General features: G+C 63.4%; 16 protein-coding genes. 9 read left to right on the forward strand and 7 right to left on the reverse strand.

What is annotated here, in order from left to right:
* Positions 1-3: 3 nt before the first annotated feature.
* Genes DTQ13_RS06680 through ccmC form a run of 6 tightly spaced genes read right to left on the reverse strand, consistent with a single transcriptional unit; the run spans position 4 to position 4591 of the window.
* Positions 4-456: a cytochrome c-type biogenesis protein gene (locus DTQ13_RS06680; protein ID WP_081562931.1), complete on the reverse strand. Its 453-nt coding sequence runs from the start codon at positions 454-456 to the stop codon at positions 4-6.
* Positions 453-1055: a redoxin domain-containing protein gene (locus DTQ13_RS06685; protein WP_248460393.1), complete on the reverse strand. Its 603-nt coding sequence runs from the start codon at positions 1053-1055 to the stop codon at positions 453-455. Before DTQ13_RS06685 ends, DTQ13_RS06680 begins: the two co-directional genes overlap by 4 nt.
* The gene (locus tag DTQ13_RS06690; protein WP_248460394.1) at positions 1046-3070 is read right to left on the reverse strand and encodes a heme lyase CcmF/NrfE family subunit; all 2025 of its coding nucleotides are present in this window, start codon (positions 3068-3070) and stop codon (positions 1046-1048) included. Before DTQ13_RS06690 ends, DTQ13_RS06685 begins: the two co-directional genes overlap by 10 nt.
* Before the next feature lies 1 nt (position 3071).
* The gene (ccmE, locus tag DTQ13_RS06695) at positions 3072-3620 is read right to left on the reverse strand and encodes a cytochrome c maturation protein CcmE (RefSeq protein WP_248460395.1); all 549 of its coding nucleotides are present in this window, start codon (positions 3618-3620) and stop codon (positions 3072-3074) included.
* A 33-nt stretch (positions 3621-3653) separates the two neighbouring features.
* Complete coding sequence (gene ccmD / locus DTQ13_RS06700) at positions 3654-3845, reverse strand: heme exporter protein CcmD (RefSeq protein WP_043560918.1); 192 nt, start codon at positions 3843-3845, stop codon at positions 3654-3656.
* Positions 3842-4591, reverse strand: coding sequence for a heme ABC transporter permease CcmC (gene ccmC / locus DTQ13_RS06705; protein ID WP_248460396.1), 750 nt, complete (start codon positions 4589-4591; stop codon positions 3842-3844). The genes ccmD and ccmC overlap by 4 nt, the downstream gene beginning before the upstream one ends.
* Positions 4592-4792: 201 nt before the next feature.
* Between ccmC and DTQ13_RS06710 the strand changes: the two genes are divergently transcribed.
* Both DTQ13_RS06710 and DTQ13_RS06715 read left to right on the forward strand, forming a co-directional pair.
* Complete coding sequence (locus DTQ13_RS06710) at positions 4793-5212, forward strand: EVE domain-containing protein (protein WP_081562934.1); 420 nt, start codon at positions 4793-4795, stop codon at positions 5210-5212.
* Between the two features lie 57 nt (positions 5213-5269).
* Complete coding sequence (locus DTQ13_RS06715) at positions 5270-6085, forward strand: EcsC family protein (RefSeq protein ID WP_043561605.1); 816 nt, start codon at positions 5270-5272, stop codon at positions 6083-6085.
* Positions 6086-6164: 79 nt separating this feature from the next.
* Here DTQ13_RS06715 and DTQ13_RS06720 read toward each other — a convergent pair whose 3' ends face one another.
* Entirely contained in the window at positions 6165-6362 is a 198-nt protein-coding gene (locus DTQ13_RS06720) for a hypothetical protein (RefSeq protein ID WP_043560907.1), read from the reverse strand.
* 32 nt (positions 6363-6394) lie between these two features.
* On the opposite strand from DTQ13_RS06720, the gene aat reads away from it, so the two are divergent.
* The 7 genes from aat (at position 6395) to DTQ13_RS06755 (ending at position 17017) form a co-directional block, all read left to right on the forward strand.
* A complete protein-coding gene (gene aat / locus DTQ13_RS06725; protein ID WP_248460397.1) occupies positions 6395-7069 on the forward strand; it encodes a leucyl/phenylalanyl-tRNA--protein transferase in 675 nt (224 codons plus the stop codon).
* 35 nt (positions 7070-7104) lie between these two features.
* Positions 7105-8022, forward strand: a complete 918-nt coding sequence (locus tag DTQ13_RS06730; protein ID WP_052349159.1) for a hypothetical protein — start codon at positions 7105-7107, stop codon at positions 8020-8022.
* Between the two features lie 4 nt (positions 8023-8026).
* Positions 8027-8542 (forward strand): peroxiredoxin, encoded by a 516-nt coding sequence (locus DTQ13_RS06735; RefSeq protein WP_248460398.1) that lies wholly within the window; start codon positions 8027-8029, stop codon positions 8540-8542.
* Between the two features lie 102 nt (positions 8543-8644).
* Positions 8645-11938, forward strand: coding sequence for a DUF3971 domain-containing protein (locus DTQ13_RS06740; protein ID WP_248460399.1), 3294 nt, complete (start codon positions 8645-8647; stop codon positions 11936-11938).
* A gap of 43 nt (positions 11939-11981) precedes the next feature.
* A complete protein-coding gene (locus tag DTQ13_RS06745; protein WP_408580064.1) occupies positions 11982-13367 on the forward strand; it encodes a replication-associated recombination protein A in 1386 nt (461 codons plus the stop codon).
* On the forward strand, positions 13364-14335 hold the full coding sequence (locus DTQ13_RS06750; RefSeq protein WP_192847982.1) for an RluA family pseudouridine synthase: 972 nt from the start codon (positions 13364-13366) through the stop codon (positions 14333-14335). Before DTQ13_RS06745 ends, DTQ13_RS06750 begins: the two co-directional genes overlap by 4 nt.
* A gap of 69 nt (positions 14336-14404) precedes the next feature.
* Positions 14405-17017 carry an AsmA family protein gene (locus tag DTQ13_RS06755; RefSeq protein ID WP_248460400.1) on the forward strand — a complete coding sequence of 871 codons (2613 nt, stop codon included), beginning with the start codon at positions 14405-14407 and terminating at the stop codon, positions 17015-17017.
* Positions 17018-17037 lie beyond the last annotated feature (20 nt).

A 17037-nucleotide genomic window follows, 5' to 3' on the forward strand; every position in this document is an offset into this window, starting at 1 on the left:
GGGTCAGTCCTTTTTCAGCAGGCTGTCCAGAGTGCGGCGTTCTTCCGGTGTGAGGGGTGCCGGTGGCGGAGCGGGACGGTACCAGAAACGGCAGGCCAGAAGCAGGGCCACCATGAGGCCGAGCAGGGGCATGAGCCAGAGCAGCGCCGTGGCTGGCGAGAAGGCGGGGCGTAGACGGATGAATTCTCCGTATCGCTGGACCATCCAGGCCCTGATCTCTTTTGCCGTATGTCCCTGCTGGAGCTGCTGGCGGACAGCATGGCGCAGGTCCCTGGCCAGAGGGGCAGAACTTTCCTCGATGCTTTCATTCTGGCAGACGAGGCAGCGGAGCTGCTGGCCGATCTGCTGGGCCTTCCGCTCAAGAGCCGGGTCAGACAGCATCTCATCCGGCGTGTCCACGGCCAGACAGGTCGGGCTGACGAGAAGCAGCAGGAGCAGGGTGACGGCCAGCCTCATGGTGCTGCCTCCAGATGCGGAACGACACGGGTCTGGTAGACCGCCTCCGTCAGGCCACCCGTTCCATGCCAGACAATCCGTCCGCCCATCTGCGGGTCAGGCATGATGAGAAAGGCTTCCGGCACGCCGGTCACGCCCCATTCAATGGCGGCCTGTCCATCCTGATCCAGACCAAGCCGGGTGAAAGGCTGGCCTGCCCGTTCCAGCCAGCGGGAGGCACTGGCGGGCTGGTCTTTGTAGCAGAGGCCCCAGAGGGCCAGCGGTGCATCACGCTTCTTCCGGGGAGCGGCGAGGGAGGCGGCAAGCTGGCTGATGAACGGGATTTCTTCCACGCAGGGCAGGCACCATGAGGCCCAGACGGACAGCAGGACCGGCTGCGTCATGGTTCTGAAATCTTCCCGGGTCAGCCTGGCCTGTCCGGGCAGGGAGGAGAGGGCGGGGAACTCCGGCACGGGCTGGCCCGTCAGCGGGGTGTTGATGGCTCTGGGATCAAACTGCCCCCGATCCAGTCCATGAAGCATCCTGATGAATCCAAGTCCCAGCCCCGCAGCCCCCAGGGAGGGCAGGGCGGCCAGAAGATGGCGGCGTGTCAGCTGCATGATCCGACCTCCCCTTCCACCGGTTTCGGACGCCGCCGTGAGGGGAGCAGATGCAGCCCCCCGCCAAGGGCCATGATGATGCCGCCCAGCCATATCCATGAGGCCAGAGGATTTTCATGCAGGCGCAGGATGGCACTGTAATGGCTCTGCCCCTGTGGGTCACGCTCTTCCTTCACGCTGCCAAGGGCAGCATAGAGGTCTTCCAGCGGGCGGTGGAGGATGGCGACATGCAGTGTACGCTGCCCCTGCCGGGGGAAGAGGCGGATCTCTGGCGTCAGTTCGGTGAGAACCGGCCCGTGGGCATCGTGATGGCGGATGGTCAGGTGTGCTTCCACGGCCTCATAATTGGGGCCGTGATGGGCGGTCAGGGCGGTCAGTTCCCAGTCCCGCCCGGTCAGCGTGGCATGGGTGCCGGGTCTGGCCTCTATGAGGCGTTCCTGGCTGCCCGCCATGCCGCAGAGACCGAGGATGGTCACCCCCACGCCGACATGGGCCAGGCTGGCGGCCCAGAGACTGCGGGGCAGGCGGTGCAATTGGCGGCTGCCTTCAGGCAGGCCACGCAGGCGGAGGATCAGGTCACAGAGGGCGGCGCTGATGACCCACAGGGCCAGCAGGGCCGACAGGGCCGCCAGTGGTGTGGGGAACAGCCAGAAGGCGGGCAGGATGTTTCCGGCCGTGATGAGCAGGGCCGGGGCCAGACGGGGCAGGAGCCTGTCCGCTCTGGTCTGTCGCCATGGCAGGGCCATGCTCACTCCCATGACGGCCAGAAGTGGCAGGGTGAGCGGAATGGTCGTGGCGTCAAAGAAGGGTTTGCCAACGGAGAGGGTGCGGCCAAAGAGCAGCTGCATGAAGGGGGGGTAGAGCGTCCCCGTCAGCACGACGGCGCAGAGCGTGCAGAGCAGGATGTTGTTGAGCAGCAGCGCACTCTCACGGGAGAGGGGCGAGAAACCTGCCTGCGGGGTGGGCAGGGCAGGAGCACGGATGGCGAAGAGCAGCAGGCTGCCGCCGCCATACAGGCCCAGAAGCCCCAGAATGAACAGCCCCCGGGCCGGGTCGTTGGCGAAGGCATGGACGGAATTGAGAATGCCCGACCGGACGAGGAACGTCCCGGAGAGGGAAAAGGCAAAGGTGGCAATTGCCAGCAGCAGGCACCAGACGTGCAGCAGATTGCGTTTCTCCACGACCAGAACGCTGTGCAGCAGGGCCGTGCCCGTCAGCCATGGGATGAGGGCGGCATTTTCCACCGGGTCCCAGAACCAGTATCCCCCCCATCCCAGCACGGAATAGGACCACCATGATCCGAGCGTGATTCCCAGCGTCAGCAGGGCCCAGGCACTGATGACCCACGGGCGCATGTGGCGGGCCCAGAGCGCATTAGCCCTGCCGTCCAGCAGTGCACTGATGGCAAAGGCGAAGGGCACGGCAAAGCCGACATAACCGCTATAGAGCAGCGGGGGATGCACGGCGAGGCCGGGGTCCTGAAGGAGCGGATTCATGCCCATCCCGTCGGCCGGAACGGGCCAGAGCCGCAGGAAGGGGTTGGAGGTCGTCAGGCAGAAGAGCTGGAAGCCAGCTCCCACCAGTCCCAGCAGGGCCAGAAGCCGTGCCCGCAGGCGGAGGGGCAGCCCTTCCGGCCGGGCGGCACTCTGGCCGGGGAGAAGGGCCAGCCCTGCACACCAGAGGCTCAGCAGCGTGACCCAGAGCAGGAGGGAACCCTCATGATTGCCCCAGAGACCGGCGATCTTGTAGGCCCACGGCTTGTTGATGGCCGAGGTTTCGGCAATGAGTTTCAGGGAGAAATCATTGCCCAGAGAGGCGGTGACGAGGCAGGTCCATGCAAAAAGCAGGGCAAGGCACTGGCTGAGGGCCAGAGGGCGGGCCAGGGCCGTCAGGGGGCTGTCCGTCCGGCGGAGACCGGCCAGCGGCAGGACACCCTGCATGAGGGCCAGGGCACAGGCCAGAGCCAGCGCAAAATGCCCGCCCTCGGGGCAGAAGATGGTGGCCAGCATGGTCATGTCACGGTGCGGCCCCTGGCCCGGGAGGCGTGTCCGGGTGGGGCACGGTCATGCTGTTCCAGTCGGCGGCATTGGGAGGAGGGCCGAAACGGGGGTCCCACCGGCCACTTTTCTGGAGAGCATCGGCAACCTCTTTGGGCATGTAGGTTTCATCATGCTTGGCGAGAACCTCGCTGGCGGTGAAGCCGTGGCCATCATACCGGCCCAGAGCCACCACGCTCTGCCCTTCCCGGAACAGGTCCGGCAGGATGCCCCTATACTGCACGGTGACGGCAGCCTGCCCGTCCGTCACGTCAAAGCGGGCCTCTGGCGTGTTGTCGGAGGCCCTGCCAGTATGGAGGGACCCGGCCACGACCATGCCGCCCAGCCGGATGGTCCGGGTTGGTGCCGGCGGATGGGCCAGCACCTGTGAAGGAGCCATGAAGAAGACGATGGTGCTGGAAAGCGCATTGAGAACCAGCCCGACCGCCCCACCTAGGCAGAGCAGGCAGGCCAGGATGATCCAGAAACGTCCGGCCTTGCGGCGGGTGAGGGGAAATGACGCAGACATACCGTTCCCGTTTAAAGACACGAGGGCGGGCTGTTAATCCCTTTCCTGTCCGGCAGGCAGATTTGCCGTTTTCTGCTGGAGACGCTGCATGAGGGCAAGCCGCCGTTTGGCCCGGCGAAGGCGGAGCAGGCTGCTGCTGACCGTCACGGCCAGGATGACGATGACCAGCCCGTAGCTGGCCAGCACGAACCCCCAGTGCGGGGGCCAGAAGGCGGGTGCGGTCATGGTGAGACGTCCCGCAGGGCCAATGCCTGGGTGCGGCGCTCCAGCAGGGCGGCCCGGCAGCGTATGAGGAGCAGGGCCGTTCCCGTCAGTGTAAAGCCTGCCGTGCAGACGAGCAGGGGCCAGAACATGCTCATGGCCATGGTGGGGGCACCGGTCAGGGTGATGCTGTCGGGCTGGTGCAGGGTGTTCCACCACTGCACGCTGAACTTGATGATGGGCAGGTCCACCACACCGGCCAGAGCCAGCAGGGCAGCGGCCCTCTGGCCCCGCACGGGGTCGTCAAAGGCCCGGATGGTCAGGATGTGTCCGAGATAGAGGAAGAACAGCACAAGCATGGAGGTCAGCCGGGCGTCCCAGACCCACCATGTCCCCCAGCCCGGCTTGCCCCAGAGCGACCCGGTGATCAGGCACAGGGCGGCGGCCGTGGCTCCCAGCGGTCCGGCTTCGAGGGCGACGATACCGGCCAGCGGATGCCGCCAGACGAGGGACAGAAGCCCGCAGGCAGCCAGCAGCACGTAACCGGCAGAAGCCAGCCACGCCATGGGGACATGCAGATACATGATGCGCACCGTCTCGCCCTGCTGCCAGTCTGCCGGGGCGAAGCCGAGGCCCCAGATCAGACCGGCAGCCAGTACCGCCAGCCCGACAAGCAGGCAGGGCAGGGCCATGGGGCGGGTGACATGCAGGAATCGGGCCGGGCTGCCTGTCCATCGTCCGGATGGTGCGGGGTAGGTGGAAAAAGACATGGGGCAAGTATGGCGGCTTCACGGAAAGAAGAGAAATGAAAAATGGTGTCATCATGGCGGCAGACGTTCCGGGAAGCCCCCGCTTTGAAAAAGCCTCAAAGTCAGGCATTGTAGAGTGGCTGGCCACACACGATATGGCCGTGGACAGATGGAGCGGAAAAACCGGGAGTGCCGCCCCGGAAAACAGGGAGATTGTGACGCATGGCCTTCTGGCTGATCAAATCGGAACCGGCCTCTTTTTCATGGGATGAGCAGGTGAAGAATGATGTCGAACCGTGGACTGGCGTACGGAACTACCAGGCACGCAACAATCTTGCCGCCATGAAGTGCGGGGACAGGGCCTTGTTCTACCATTCCGTGACGGAAAAGCGCATCGTCGGTGTGGTCGAGGTCGTGCGGGAGGCCTTTCCGGACCCGACGGCGGATGATCCCCGCTGGGTCTGCGTGGACGTGAAGGCCGATGGAGCCTTTCGCTCCCCCATCACGCTTGCGGAGATCAAGGCTGACCCGGCTCTGGAAAGCATGGCATTGCTCAAGCAGTCCCGCCTTTCTGTTGCCCCGGTGACAGAGGAAGAATTCGCCTATCTGACCCGCAAGGGCCAGTGGGAAAAAGCGCAGTAACGATGGACCCGGCCCCCTGCTGTGGTGGCCCGCTCTGGAAATGAGGAGATTCAGACCATGACGGAACAGCGTAAGGACCATGTGCCCAGTGCGAGTTTCCTGTCCCATGATCTTGATGCAGAAGCCCTGTCCCAGCTCCATGCCGTGCTGGATGGGGTGGAGAAAGGTCGGGGCACGCTGGCCCGTCTGGGTGACCTGATGGGTGGTGCTGTGGGCCGGGCAGCCCATATGGGGTTGCAGGGCCTGTCTCTGGCGCCGGGCCTTCAGGAAAAACTCCAGAAGCTGGCCAGTTCTGCGCTGGACCAGGCCTACCGTCTGGCCATTCTTGGTCTGGACCGCAAGGCAGGTGGGGCCGGGGCACGGCGTGAGAATCTGATCCAGGCCGCCGTGGCGGTCTCCGGTGCGGCGGGTGGTTTTGGTGGCTTTGCCAGCATGGTGCCGGATGTCGGGTTCACCACGCTGGCCATCATGCGGGAGATTGCCGCCATCGCTCAGGAAAATGGTGAAGACCTGCGGAGCGAGGAGACACGCCGGGCCTGTCTGGAAGTCTTCGCCCTGCGGAGCATGGGAGAGCAGAAAGGCGAGGGGGAGCTGGGCTTTTTCGCTGCCCGTGGCCTGATGCGTGGCCAGCCGCTTGTGATGCTGATGGCCGAGGTGGCGGGACATTATGGCATGGCCCTGTCCCGCAAGCTGGCAGCCCAGATGGTGCCGGTAGCCGGGGCTCTGTGCGGGGCGGCCATCAACTCGGCCTTCCTTGCTCATTATCGGGCTCTGGCCAAGGCCCATTTCACCATCCGCAGGCTGGAGCGCCTGCACGGGGCTGCTGTGCGGGATGCCGCCGAGGCGTATCGAGGTCGCAGCGCAGAAGCGTGAGCAGGGCTGTCTGCACGGCTTTCAGAGGGGCGGACTCCGGCAGGGGCCGCCCCTCTGTTTTTCTGTCCGGGTGGCGTTTTCAGCGTGGGGCCATGCGGTAGAGCTGATACAGCTCCAGTGGTCCGAAGACCAGAATACCCATGAGGGCAAAAACGCGCATGACACCCATGAGGGGAGTCAATGCAGGCCAGACCAGCTGAAGAAGGAAGGACAGGGCCAGTGCGATCGTATAGATGTAGGTCTGCGATGAAGGGCGTGAGGGAGACTGGCTGGACATGATTCGGCTTCTCTGTAGGGAAAGATTATCTGATGGAGCCTATCACATCTGACCTGCTTCTGCGTGCTTATGGGGAAGGTCTGTTCCCCATGGCACCGGATGAGCAGAGCGATGAGCTGGAATGGTTCTGCCCGCAGGAGCGGGGGATCATTCCTCTGGAGACACCAGCCCTGCCCCGGCGGCTGATGCGGACCGTCATGGCCGGGCAGTACCGCCTGTGCAGTGATGAGGATTTCGATGGCATGATGCAGGCCTGCGCCCGCCTGACGCCCTCCCGGCCGGAAACATGGATCAGCGGGCGCATCCGCCAGCTTTATGGCGAGCTGCACCGTCTGGGCCATGCCCATTCCGTGGAGGTCCGGGACAGGGAGAGCGGAGCGCTTCTTGGGGGGCTCTATGGTGTGTCCCTGCATGGTGCCTTCTTCGGGGAGAGCATGGTGTCCCATGTGCGGGATGCGTCCAAGATAGCGCTGGTACATCTGATGGCGGCCCTGCGGCAGGGGGGATATGGCCTGCTGGATACGCAGTACGTCACCCCGCATCTGGCCAGTCTTGGCTGTGTGGGAGTGCCCTTTGCGGCTTACAGGCAGCAGCTTGCGGCGGCCATGCAGCAGCCTGCCCGATGGCCTGGAGATGTCAGCCTTGCTGCTCTGGGGCCGGAACTGGAGGCCATGGTGCAGGGCTCTGCCGGGCGGGCAGAAAGGTAACCAATTTCTCTCTGGCCCTGCTGTCATGGTCTGATATGCTTCTGCCCGTTTGCAGGCTGGGCGGTGTCCGGCGCCGGTCATGGATGGAGATGGAGGAAGACGTGCGGATGCAGTGGTGTATCAGGGAAGTCATGCCGGGGCGGGATAAGGTCGTGCGGCGGGCCGGGGGGACAGTGCTGGCGGCCCTTGGGGCTGCCGTGCTGGCCTGTGGCATTGCCGAAGCCGCTGCGCCAGCGGATCATCCCCCTCTGGCACCGATGCGGGATGCTGTGGTGACCTACCGGTTCCAGACAGAAGTGCTGCCGGGCAAGGGGAAGGAAGCCGGGCCGGAGCATCAGGTGGCGGTTTCTTTTGCTGCTTCGGGTGACCGGCTGCGGATTGATCCTGATGATGGGCAGAGCGCCACCATTCTGGATCGCCCCAACCAGATCATGACGCTCGTCAGCATGCAGGAGAGGCGCTACATCCAGTTCCGTCCCATGCATGGGCTGCACAATACGTTCCTGCTCAGTCTGGATATGACCTACCATGCTGGCGGGATGAAGCAGATTGCTGGCGTGCCTTGCCGGGAATGGGCCATTGAAAGCCCTCGTGGCAAGGCAACGGCCTGCGTGACGGAGGATGGCCTCATCCTCGCCGAGGATGGTGTGGATGCTGATGGTCTTCAGGGCCATCTTCAGGCCGTGTCCGTGCGGTATGAGGACATTCCGGCAGACCGTTTCCAGCCGCCTGCCGGGTTTCAGAGGGTCAGTCCCTTCCTCAAGGGCAGGCCGGCATCCCAGCCGGCACAGGCCCGTCCCGTTCCGGATGCTCCACTGGATGGTACGGCGCATGGTGCCGCCCGTACCGGGGGTGAGGGCAGCAGCGTGCCGGATCAGCCACACAGCCCTGATGATTCGGTGGGAGATGGCAGTGTCTCCCATGGTGACCAGCCCAACAGTGCGGAGCAGTAAAAGCATGACACAGGCAGAAAAGGTTTCAGGTTCCGGTGAGGGGCTGGCCGTGGGGGCCCCGGTGCCCGATTTCGATCTGGCGGGGATGGGCCCCACAGGCGAGGAGAGGGTGAACAGCCATGCCCTCCGCGGGCAGCCCTATCTTCTGTATTTCTATCCACGGGCTTCCACGCCGGGCTGCACCACTCAGGCCTGCGATCTGCGTGACCATCTGGCCGAGCTGCGTATTCCCGGTGGGGATGGTCTGCGTGTGCTGGGTGTCAGTCCCGATGGTGTGGGAGCACTGGAAAGATTCATTCTGAAACAGGCGCTCAGCTTCACCCTGCTGTCAGACCCCGATCATGCATTGGCCGAAGCCTATGGCGTGTGGGTGAAGAAGAAGCTCTATGGGCGGGAGTTCATGGGGATTGAGCGGAGCTCCTTTCTGGTCGATGCGGAAGGGCGTCTTGTCGCTTTCAAGCGGAAGGTCAGCCCCGCCAAGCATGTGGCATGGGTGCAGGAGGCTCTGTCCCGGCTCTGACAGCCGGTTTCCGCCAGTCTCCGGTCTGTTCCGGGCAGCCGCTCTCCTGTTTTTCTGTTTCAGGACATCACGGGATGTCTCTTTATCCGGGGTATCGTGGACATGACATGGCAGACAATCCTGCGCCGTGTGGTCTTGGGGCTTCTGGTGCCGCTGGTGGGGCTGCTGCTGGCGGTGGCCCTGCTGTTGGGACGGATGGCCCAGGGGCCTCTGGATGTGACGGGGCTGTCCCATCGTTGGGGAGGGGCCCTGACCCATGCTGGTGGGGGGCGTCTCCACTGGGAGCGCATGGCCCTGTCGTGGAAACCCGGAAAGAACGGTCATTCGGCCAAGATTCTGCTCAGCCTTGAGGGTGTCCGGTATCGTGCCCTTCCAGAAGGCGGGGGGGCTGATGAGGTGGCTGCCGAAGTGCCGGAACAGCAGCTTGATCATGTCGGGGTTGTTTTCCGGCTTGCGAGCCTGCTGCATGGGCAGGTGGGCCTGCAGTCGTTGGATGTCCGGGGGCTGCGCCTTGTGGCGTTCCGGGATGCGGAGGGTCATGTCAGCCTGGGCGGTGTGAGGCCCGGGGCGCAGCATCCGGGTGGAGGCACTCTGCCACCTCTGGCTGCCATCATGCCCTGGCATCTTGATCTTCAGGATATCAGGCTGACCATAAGGGATGAGACGGCACCGGATTCTTCGCTCATTGTAACCCTGCCGGAATTGAAGGCGGATCATGACAGGCAGACCGGCTGGCAGGGGCGGATGGAGGCGTCCCTCCAGGGGGTCGGGCTGGGTGCAGGGCAGGAGGAGGCCACGGTCCATCTGGCAGGTGACATGGCTCCCGACGGAGCGGCACGGACACGCTGGCAGCTGACTGTTTCTCCGGTCCGTTTTCCGGCTCTGGCGGCCTGGCTGCCGCTGTCGCCAGCCGGGAAAAAAGGCATGGGCATCCCGAACATGCCTCTGGCGTTTCATCTGGAAGGGATTCTGGAGGGGCATGGGCTGGTCGGCCATTTTGCTCACATGGCAGGGGAGATGGACGCTGGAGCTGGTGAGATTGACCGGCCTGGCCGCATTCCGTTCCGTCTCTCATCGGGGAAGGTATCGTTCCATCTGGATCCTGCGGAGGCTGGCCAGCAGGCCCCCCTGGTTCTGGCATTGCATACGGAGCTTGCGGCACTGGACTCCCTGGGGCGGACGGTCCCTTTCATCATTGATGCTCATGGGCGGCTGGATCATCTGGACAGGCCAAAGGATGTGGAGCTGTTGGTGGATGGCCATGTGCCAACATTCGATTTTGCCACATTGGCGAGTGTCTGGCCGGATGGCACAGCCCGTGGAGCCCGTCGCTGGATGACCACCAACATGACGGCAGGACGTGGTGAGAATCTGCATCTTCAGCTTGATTTTACCAGCAATACCGGTCTCGACGGGTTGGATGTCAGGGCGCTGGGGGGTGAACTGACAGGCCATAGCCTGAGCGTGACATGGATGGAGGGTATGCCACAGGTCACGGGGGAGGATGCCTACGCCCATTTTGTGGATGATGACCGTCTGCTGATCGACGTGCAGCATGGTCATCTTGCGGATGGTCGAGGGGGCTCGGTGACCGTACCGACGGGGCATATTGTTCTGAGTGATCTTCTCAAGCGGGAGCAGACAGGTGAATTCTCGTTGGGGATGGAAGGTCCCCTGTCAGCTTTTGTGGCGGTCCTTTCCTATCCACGGCTCAATCTGCTGTCCCGTCATCCGGTCAATCCAGCCAATACGGGCGGGATGCTGAAAGGCACGCTCTCGCTGAAGCTGCCGCTCAACAGTCACCTTCTGATGAAGGATGTGGGATATGGGGCAGAGTTTGATTTCCAGAACATCTGGTTCGCTCTGCCGTCCCTGGGGCGGATACAGCAGGGGAATGGGCACTTTTCGGTCAATGAAGCCGGACTTGCCGTGAAGGGAGGTGCCCGGTTCCGTGGCGTGATGATGACGGGCAGCCTGTTCGACAGTTTTCAGGCCAATGTGCCGGGACGCCTGATGTTGAAAGCAGATCTGCAGGCCTCATTGGGGGCAAAGGAGTTGCGCAGTCTCGGGGTTCCGGCGGGGCTGGCGCAGGACTCCATCATGCAGGGCAGTGGCGTGGGGCATGTTGTCTACAGCCAGTACGGTGGGGGCCCCGGCCATAGTCGGGGGACTGCCTCGGTGCAGGTGGACCTGAGAGGTTTGGGTGTCCGGGCCCGTTTCTGGCACAAGCCTGTTGGTGTCCCTGCGGGCTTGCAGGCAGGAGTGACATGGCAGGATGGGCAGATGATCCGTCTGGATGATGTTCGCGCCCATGGTCCCCAGCTGGCCCTTCAGGCAGAAGGGCGCATGAGGTCTGGTCAGCTGGGAGGGATCAATCTCACCCATTTCCAGTTTGGACGGACGAGCGGCAGTGCCGTGATGGACTGGCCGGTGCGGGACGGAACGGCGGATGACCGGCGGTACCAGATATCCGTGCAGGCCAGTACTCTGGACCTGACCCCCTGGTTCGGGCATCCGGCCACCGGAAAGTCACGCTCACAGCCTATTCATCCCGTGGAGAAAAAGGTCAGACGGGCACCCGGCAGCGCCGGCCAGGCATCCATCCTGCCGGAGGGGATATGGGCTATCGGGTTGCGGGCTGACAGGGTGATCTATGGAGCTGAACAGACAGCCAGCCATGTGTCAGCCAACCTTCGCTGGGCAGCGCAGCGGGTGCAGGGGGCTTTCCTGCATGTGGCCCAGCCGTCCCTCACGTTTGATCTCGCACAGGATTCCAGACGGATAGGCGTGCTGGATGTAAGGCTCATTGCTGCTGATCTGGGCAGGATTCTGGCGTCTCTTGGTGTGTATGACCGGCTGGCTGGTGGCACGGTGGACCTCCAGGGCCATTGCCAGCCCGTGGCGGCCGATGCGCATGTGACCAGTGCCGAGCGTACCATGGGGCTGGGACTGGGGCTGCCGCCCTTTGATGGCACGCTGGCCGTGGACCATCTGACGCTGAAAAATCCGCCGACGGCTCTTGTCATTGCCACGCTGGCTGCCCCTCTGCATTGGGGGCAGATTTCCCGCAAACAGTTTGAAGATGTCCAGTTGCGGGCGTCCTTCCGGGTAGCGGGGGAGCGGCTTGATCTGGCAGAGGCGCGGGCCGGCAATGCCATTCTGGGGGTGACGATGAAAGGGCAGATGGATTTCGGGCAGGCCATGATGCAGATGCAGGGCACCATCTCGCCATTCTTTGGGATCAATCAGGCTGCGGGCAGTTTTTTCGGGGCCCGGAAGGGAAGTGGTATCATGGCCATGACCTACAGGCTGGATGGCAGTTTGGCCAAGCCACAGATGCATGTTAACCCTTTCTCCGCCCTGCTGCCCGGTGGGCTGCGGCGTCTGTTCGAATGAGAGGCTGCCGGGTCTGGCAGTGGTGGGAAAGGCAGGAGGGATGATGATGTCGGATACCATGCCGGATCTCTTTGGGGGTTCCTCATCGGGTGGTGTTTCCCGGCATGAGGAGGGGGCACGCCGGTCAGAGGCCTCTCCGTCACGCCGTGCTGCGGGTACCCAGCCGCTGGCGGACCGTCTGCGTCCGCAGTCATTGGATGAGGTGCAGGGGCAGGTCCATCTTCTGGGGCCGGAGGGTACGTTGACCCGGATGCTGGGAAGCGGCCATCTGTCCAGCCTGATTCTCTGGGGTGGGCCGGGATGCGGCAAGACAACCATTGCCCAGCTGCTCGCCGAACGGGTGGGACTGTTTTACACGAAGATTTCCGCTGTTTTTTCCGGTGTGGCGGATCTGAAAAAAGCCTTTGATGAAGCCCGCCGCAAGGCTGAGGCCACCGGGCGTGGCACGCTGCTCTTCGTGGATGAGATTCACCGCTTCAACCGGGCGCAGCAGGATGGCTTTCTGCCCTATGTGGAACGGGGAACGGTCGTGCTGGTGGGAGCCACGACCGAGAATCCGTCCTTCACGCTGAACTCCGCCCTGTTGTCACGCTGTCAGGTTCTTGTCCTGCACAGGCTGGATGATGCTGCGCTGGAGCAGCTTCTTGTGCGGGCCGAAACGGCCACGGAGCGGACCCTGCCCCTGACGGATGAGGGCCGGGCCTCCCTGCGGGCCATGGCGGATGGGGATGGGCGCTATCTGCTGAACATGGTCGAGCAGCTTCTTTCCCTGACGAAGGATGGAACCCGCCCGCTGGGGCCGGAGGAGCTGGCCCGGTCCCTGTCCCGGCGGCCTGTCCTGTATGACAGGGACCGGGACGAGCATTACAATCTGATTTCCGCTCTGCACAAATCCCTGCGGGGGAGTGACCCTGATGCGGGACTTTACTGGTTCGCCCGTATGCTGGAAGGCGGGGAAGACCCCCGCTACATTGCCCGCCGTCTCGTCCGCTTTGCCAGTGAGGATATTGGCGAGGCTGATCCGACCTCCCTGCCGTTGGCACAGGCCGGAGCGATGGCTTATGAGAGGCTCGGCTCTCCAGAGGGGGAGGTGGCCCTGGCGCAGGTTGTGGTCCATCTGGCGGTCGCCTCCAAGTCCAACGCAGTGTATCGGGCTTATAATGAGGCCAGGGCATTGGCGAAGCAGACGGGCAGCCTCATGCCTCCGGCCCATATCCGCAATGCTCCGACAGCCCTGATGAAGGAGCTGGGTTACAAGAAGGGCTACGAATACGATCATGACTGCGAGGATGGTGTTTCCGGCCAGAACTACTTCCCCGACGGCATGGAACGGGTGACGCTCTACAGGCCGGTTGACCGTGGATTTGAAGAAAGAATCAGGAAACGGCTGGACATGCTGGCGCAGAAACGGGCATCTCGCCAGTCATGAGTGTTGAGAATCGTATTGTCAGCGAAGATGAGGCCGATCTGCGTCTCGACCGCTGGTTTCGCCGTCATTATCCCAACCTGACACAGGGCGGGTTGCAGAAGCTGTGCCGCAAGGGGCAGGTGCGGGTTGATGGAGGGCGGGTGCAGCCCAATAAAAGGCTCAATCCCGGCCAGAGCATCCGTATCCCCCCTCTGCCGGACCAGAGCCGCCCGGCCCCGCCGCCACCGCCCAACCCGGAACTTGTCCAGCAGCTGCGGGACATGATCCTTTATGAGGATGACCATCTCATCGTGCTGAACAAGCCGTCCGGTCTGGCAACACAGGGTGGCCCCGGCATCACCGTACACGTGGACATGATGCTGGAGGGGCTGAGGCCGGAGGGAGGCGACAAGCCCCGCCTCGTGCATCGCATTGACCGTGACACGTCCGGCATCCTGCTGCTGGCCCGCACGCCCGGTGTGGCGGCAAAACTGGCAGCGGCCTTTCGGGGTCGTGAGGTGAGCAAGACCTACTGGGCGGTGGTTGTCGGGCGGCCCAGCCCTGCTGAAGGTGTGATCGACCAGCCTCTGGCCAAGGTCGGGGCCGGGGGGGCCTCGCTTATCGTGCCTGTCTCCCGTGGGGAAGAGGATGCGATGAGTGCCAAGAGTTCCTACGAGACGCTGGATGCCACAGGCAAGCGTTTCAGCTGGCTGGCCCTGTCCCCCTGGACGGGGCGGACGCACCAGCTGCGTGTCCATACGGAGAGTCTGGGCACGCCCATTCTGGGTGATCCCCGCTATGGGGGCGAAACGGCCCATGTGGAGGGTTTCCCGGACAGGCTGCACCTCCATGCAAGGATGCTGGAGTTCCCTCATCCGGCGGGGGGAAGGTTGCAGGTGGCGGCTCCCTTGCCGCCCCATATGCGTGAGACGTTCCAGACGCTGGGTTTCATTGCTGGTGACACACCAGCACCACGCCGGACACGGTGAAAGACTGACAGGGACGGCTGGCCCTTTGCAGGGGGACTTGGCCGCCTGAGAAAACGAGGACACAGGCAGATGAAAAAGCTGGCAGCAATCCTGATCGGGCTGGTGGTGGTGGTGACAGGCGTGAGCCTTGCTCCGCAATTTCTGATAGACCAGAACAGGCTGCGGCAGCGTGTCACGGAGGCCTTCCAGCAGCAGACGGGGCTGGAGCTGAAGATGGGGGAAACGTCTTTCCAGCTGCTGCCATGGCCGTCTTTTCAGGCAACAAATGTCGTACTGACAAGACCGGGCTGCACGCCCTTCGTGGCGGCCCGGTCCGTCCATGCGGACCTGTCTTTGCTGGCGATACTGAACCGGGAGATTTCCTTTCAGGAATTCACGGTGAGGGGAGCGGGCATCATGCTGCATCGGGCCAGCGAGAAACAGTGCTCCACGTGGCTCCCTGTAATCTCGCAGGATCAGAGGGCCGCAGCGCCTGTGGCCGGTGATGCCGTCACCCCCCGCTGGAAGGTCAGTTTCGGAGGGCTGCATCTGACTGATGCTGAACTCTCATGGCAGGATGATCTGTCGGACAGTCATGTCCCGGAAGGAGGCCACCTTCATCTGGCCAGTCTGGAGATGGCGGGCATGCGCAGTGTGAGCCCGTGGGTGGATCTGCGGGGCACATATGGGCACACGCCTTTTACGCTGCGGGGACGGCTTGGCCCTCTCCATCAGCTTCTCTCTGCGTCTGCCGGACAGAAAGACCCGTGGGCTTTCAGCCTGGGGTTGACGCTGGGGACCGGCGAGCACCAGGACCATGCCACGCTTGATGGCCTCATGCGGGACGCCCACCGGCTGAAAGGTGTGAATTTCACGCTGTCCGGTCGCTGGACATCCCTGCGGGGCCTGCGGCATCTGCTCTCACGGGCGATGCCGGTTGATCTGGGGCAGCTTGAGGGGACAGTCCGCTTCCACAGTGATGATGACATGGTGGCTGCCAGCAACGGAACGGACATGGCCCTGACGGATGCCCTGCTGCATCTGCCCCGGCGTCTGGTGCTGGATCAGGTTCATGCCCATTTGGGCAGTGCGACCCTGCCTGCGGGCATGTGGCATGTGGCGGCACCGCTGCAGCTGAGCGACATCCAGATTGATGCTGACAGTGCGCAGGCACCATTTGTCCTTCAGGGGCAGGCTGCCTGGGGGCGTTATGCCTGGCTGTTTCATGGTGAGGCAGAGAGTTTGCAGAGGGCACAGTCTGCTCTTTTGGGCCGCATCCCGGCATCTGTCGGGCTGAAGCTGAACGTGCAGGGGCAGGACAGAACATTATCCAGCCTGTTCAGCCGGGGTGATGCCGCCAGAACGGATGCCAGACAGGACAATGTGTCTTTCGACCTTCAGGGACAGGCCGGGCGGCAGGGCAGTACGCTGGCTTTTTCCGGCCAGGCAGCCCTGTTCCAGTTTCCTGACATCAGGGGAATTCCGGGCCTGCTGGTGCATGATGGTCATGTGAAGGGGCAGCTTGTCTTTGGGCCGGTGAAGGATGCAGGCCTTTCTTCCCTGTCGCTTCAGGACGTGGTGTTTGACAGTCAGGAAGCGGGCGGAAACCTGTCGGCGGACCTGCCCATGCAGCCGGATGCGGGGCTTGTGGGCAAACTGCATCTGACCCATCTGGAGGGGGAGCGTGTCTCTTCCGCGTCGCTCACACCTGCTGCCGAGCCGGCAGTGCAGGCGGGGCCTGTGCCCGCTGCGGGCAAGGGAGAGCCCGGTGATGCTGCGCAGGCATCCCGGCCGCCAGAGGTGGCCCCCGCGGAAGGAAAGGCGTCTGAGACCCGGCTGACGCAGTGGTTCGGAAGCATGGCGGGGCGACCGTTCGATGTGGATATGACGGCAGATCAGCTCCATGTGGCAGGCATCGCCTATCAGGGGCTGCATCTGCATCTTCTGGGGCTGGAGGGGCGGTTGAGTCTTTCCGTGCTGGGAGGGAGCGTGCAGGATGTGCCGCTTGCTGGTGAGGTTGTGCTGGATGGCACGGCTGACCCTCTGCGGATGGGCATGAAGGCGCATCCATTCATTCTGCCGGCCAGCTGGGTACAGAGCCTGCTGGGGCAGCCTGTGATGTTTGAGGGGCCTGTGCAGCTGGAAGGGGCTCTCGGGACGGAAGGCGCCCAGCCTGAGGCCCTGTGGCAGGCCCTGGATGGCCAGATGGGCCTGTCCCTTGTGGATGGCCGTGTCCAAAGGGAGGTTCTGGCACCATTGGCAGGCCCTGCGGCCAGTCTCCTCAAGCTGGGTTCTGGCACGATGGGGCTGCGCTGCTTTGCCGGGACGGCGACATTCGGGCATGGTCAGGCACATTTCAGTGACATGGCTCTGGAGGTGAAGCATCTTTCCCTCATCGGGCAGGGGACGATGAAGCTGGGTGACATGAGCTACACGTTCCAGCTCATGCCGCATGTCACGCTTGTAGGGGCGGATTTTTCCACACCACTGGCCCTTTCAGGGCAGAATGGCACGGTTCATATAGGAGCGCAGGACAAGGATCAGGCTGTTCTGGATACAGCCCGTTTTGGCAGTGATGCTTGTGCTCATGCTGTCCAGCAGGCTCGTGGCGGGCAGAAGGGTCTGGCCCTGCCTGCACGGGATGATGGCCATTCTGGCGGGGCAGGCGGGATTCTCCGGGCCCTTGGTCTTGGTGGCAACTGACAGGAAGGAAGAGCAGTGTC

Origin of the sequence: Parasaccharibacter sp. TMW 2.1888 (genome assembly GCF_023167265.1) — a bacterium.
Lineage (GTDB): Bacteria > Pseudomonadota > Alphaproteobacteria > Acetobacterales > Acetobacteraceae > Bombella > Bombella apis.

Excerpts from the sequence above, each read along its gene's own strand:
- aat (WP_248460397.1), top strand. The coding sequence starts at position 6,395 with ATGGAGCCTATCACATCTGACCTGCTTCTGCGTGCTTATGGGGAAGGT.
- DTQ13_RS06715 (WP_043561605.1), top strand. The coding sequence starts at position 5,270 with ATGACGGAACAGCGTAAGGACCATGTGCCCAGTGCGAGTTTCCTGTCC.
- DTQ13_RS06685 (WP_248460393.1), bottom strand. The coding sequence starts at position 1,055 with ATGCAGCTGACACGCCGCCATCTTCTGGCCGCCCTGCCCTCCCTGGGG.
- ccmE (WP_248460395.1), bottom strand. The coding sequence starts at position 3,620 with ATGTCTGCGTCATTTCCCCTCACCCGCCGCAAGGCCGGACGTTTCTGG.
- DTQ13_RS06690 (WP_248460394.1), bottom strand. The coding sequence starts at position 3,070 with ATGACCATGCTGGCCACCATCTTCTGCCCCGAGGGCGGGCATTTTGCG.
- ccmD (WP_043560918.1), bottom strand. The coding sequence starts at position 3,845 with ATGACCGCACCCGCCTTCTGGCCCCCGCACTGGGGGTTCGTGCTGGCC.
- DTQ13_RS06750 (WP_192847982.1), top strand. The coding sequence starts at position 13,364 with ATGAGTGTTGAGAATCGTATTGTCAGCGAAGATGAGGCCGATCTGCGT.
- DTQ13_RS06745 (WP_408580064.1), top strand. The coding sequence starts at position 11,982 with ATGATGTCGGATACCATGCCGGATCTCTTTGGGGGTTCCTCATCGGGT.
- DTQ13_RS06740 (WP_248460399.1), top strand. The coding sequence starts at position 8,645 with ATGACATGGCAGACAATCCTGCGCCGTGTGGTCTTGGGGCTTCTGGTG.
- DTQ13_RS06680 (WP_081562931.1), bottom strand. The coding sequence starts at position 456 with ATGAGGCTGGCCGTCACCCTGCTCCTGCTGCTTCTCGTCAGCCCGACC.
- DTQ13_RS06730 (WP_052349159.1), top strand. The coding sequence starts at position 7,105 with ATGCTTCTGCCCGTTTGCAGGCTGGGCGGTGTCCGGCGCCGGTCATGG.
- DTQ13_RS06735 (WP_248460398.1), top strand. The coding sequence starts at position 8,027 with ATGACACAGGCAGAAAAGGTTTCAGGTTCCGGTGAGGGGCTGGCCGTG.
- DTQ13_RS06710 (WP_081562934.1), top strand. The coding sequence starts at position 4,793 with ATGGCCTTCTGGCTGATCAAATCGGAACCGGCCTCTTTTTCATGGGAT.
- ccmC (WP_248460396.1), bottom strand. The coding sequence starts at position 4,591 with ATGTCTTTTTCCACCTACCCCGCACCATCCGGACGATGGACAGGCAGC.
- DTQ13_RS06755 (WP_248460400.1), top strand. The coding sequence starts at position 14,405 with ATGAAAAAGCTGGCAGCAATCCTGATCGGGCTGGTGGTGGTGGTGACA.
- DTQ13_RS06720 (WP_043560907.1), bottom strand. The coding sequence starts at position 6,362 with ATGTCCAGCCAGTCTCCCTCACGCCCTTCATCGCAGACCTACATCTAT.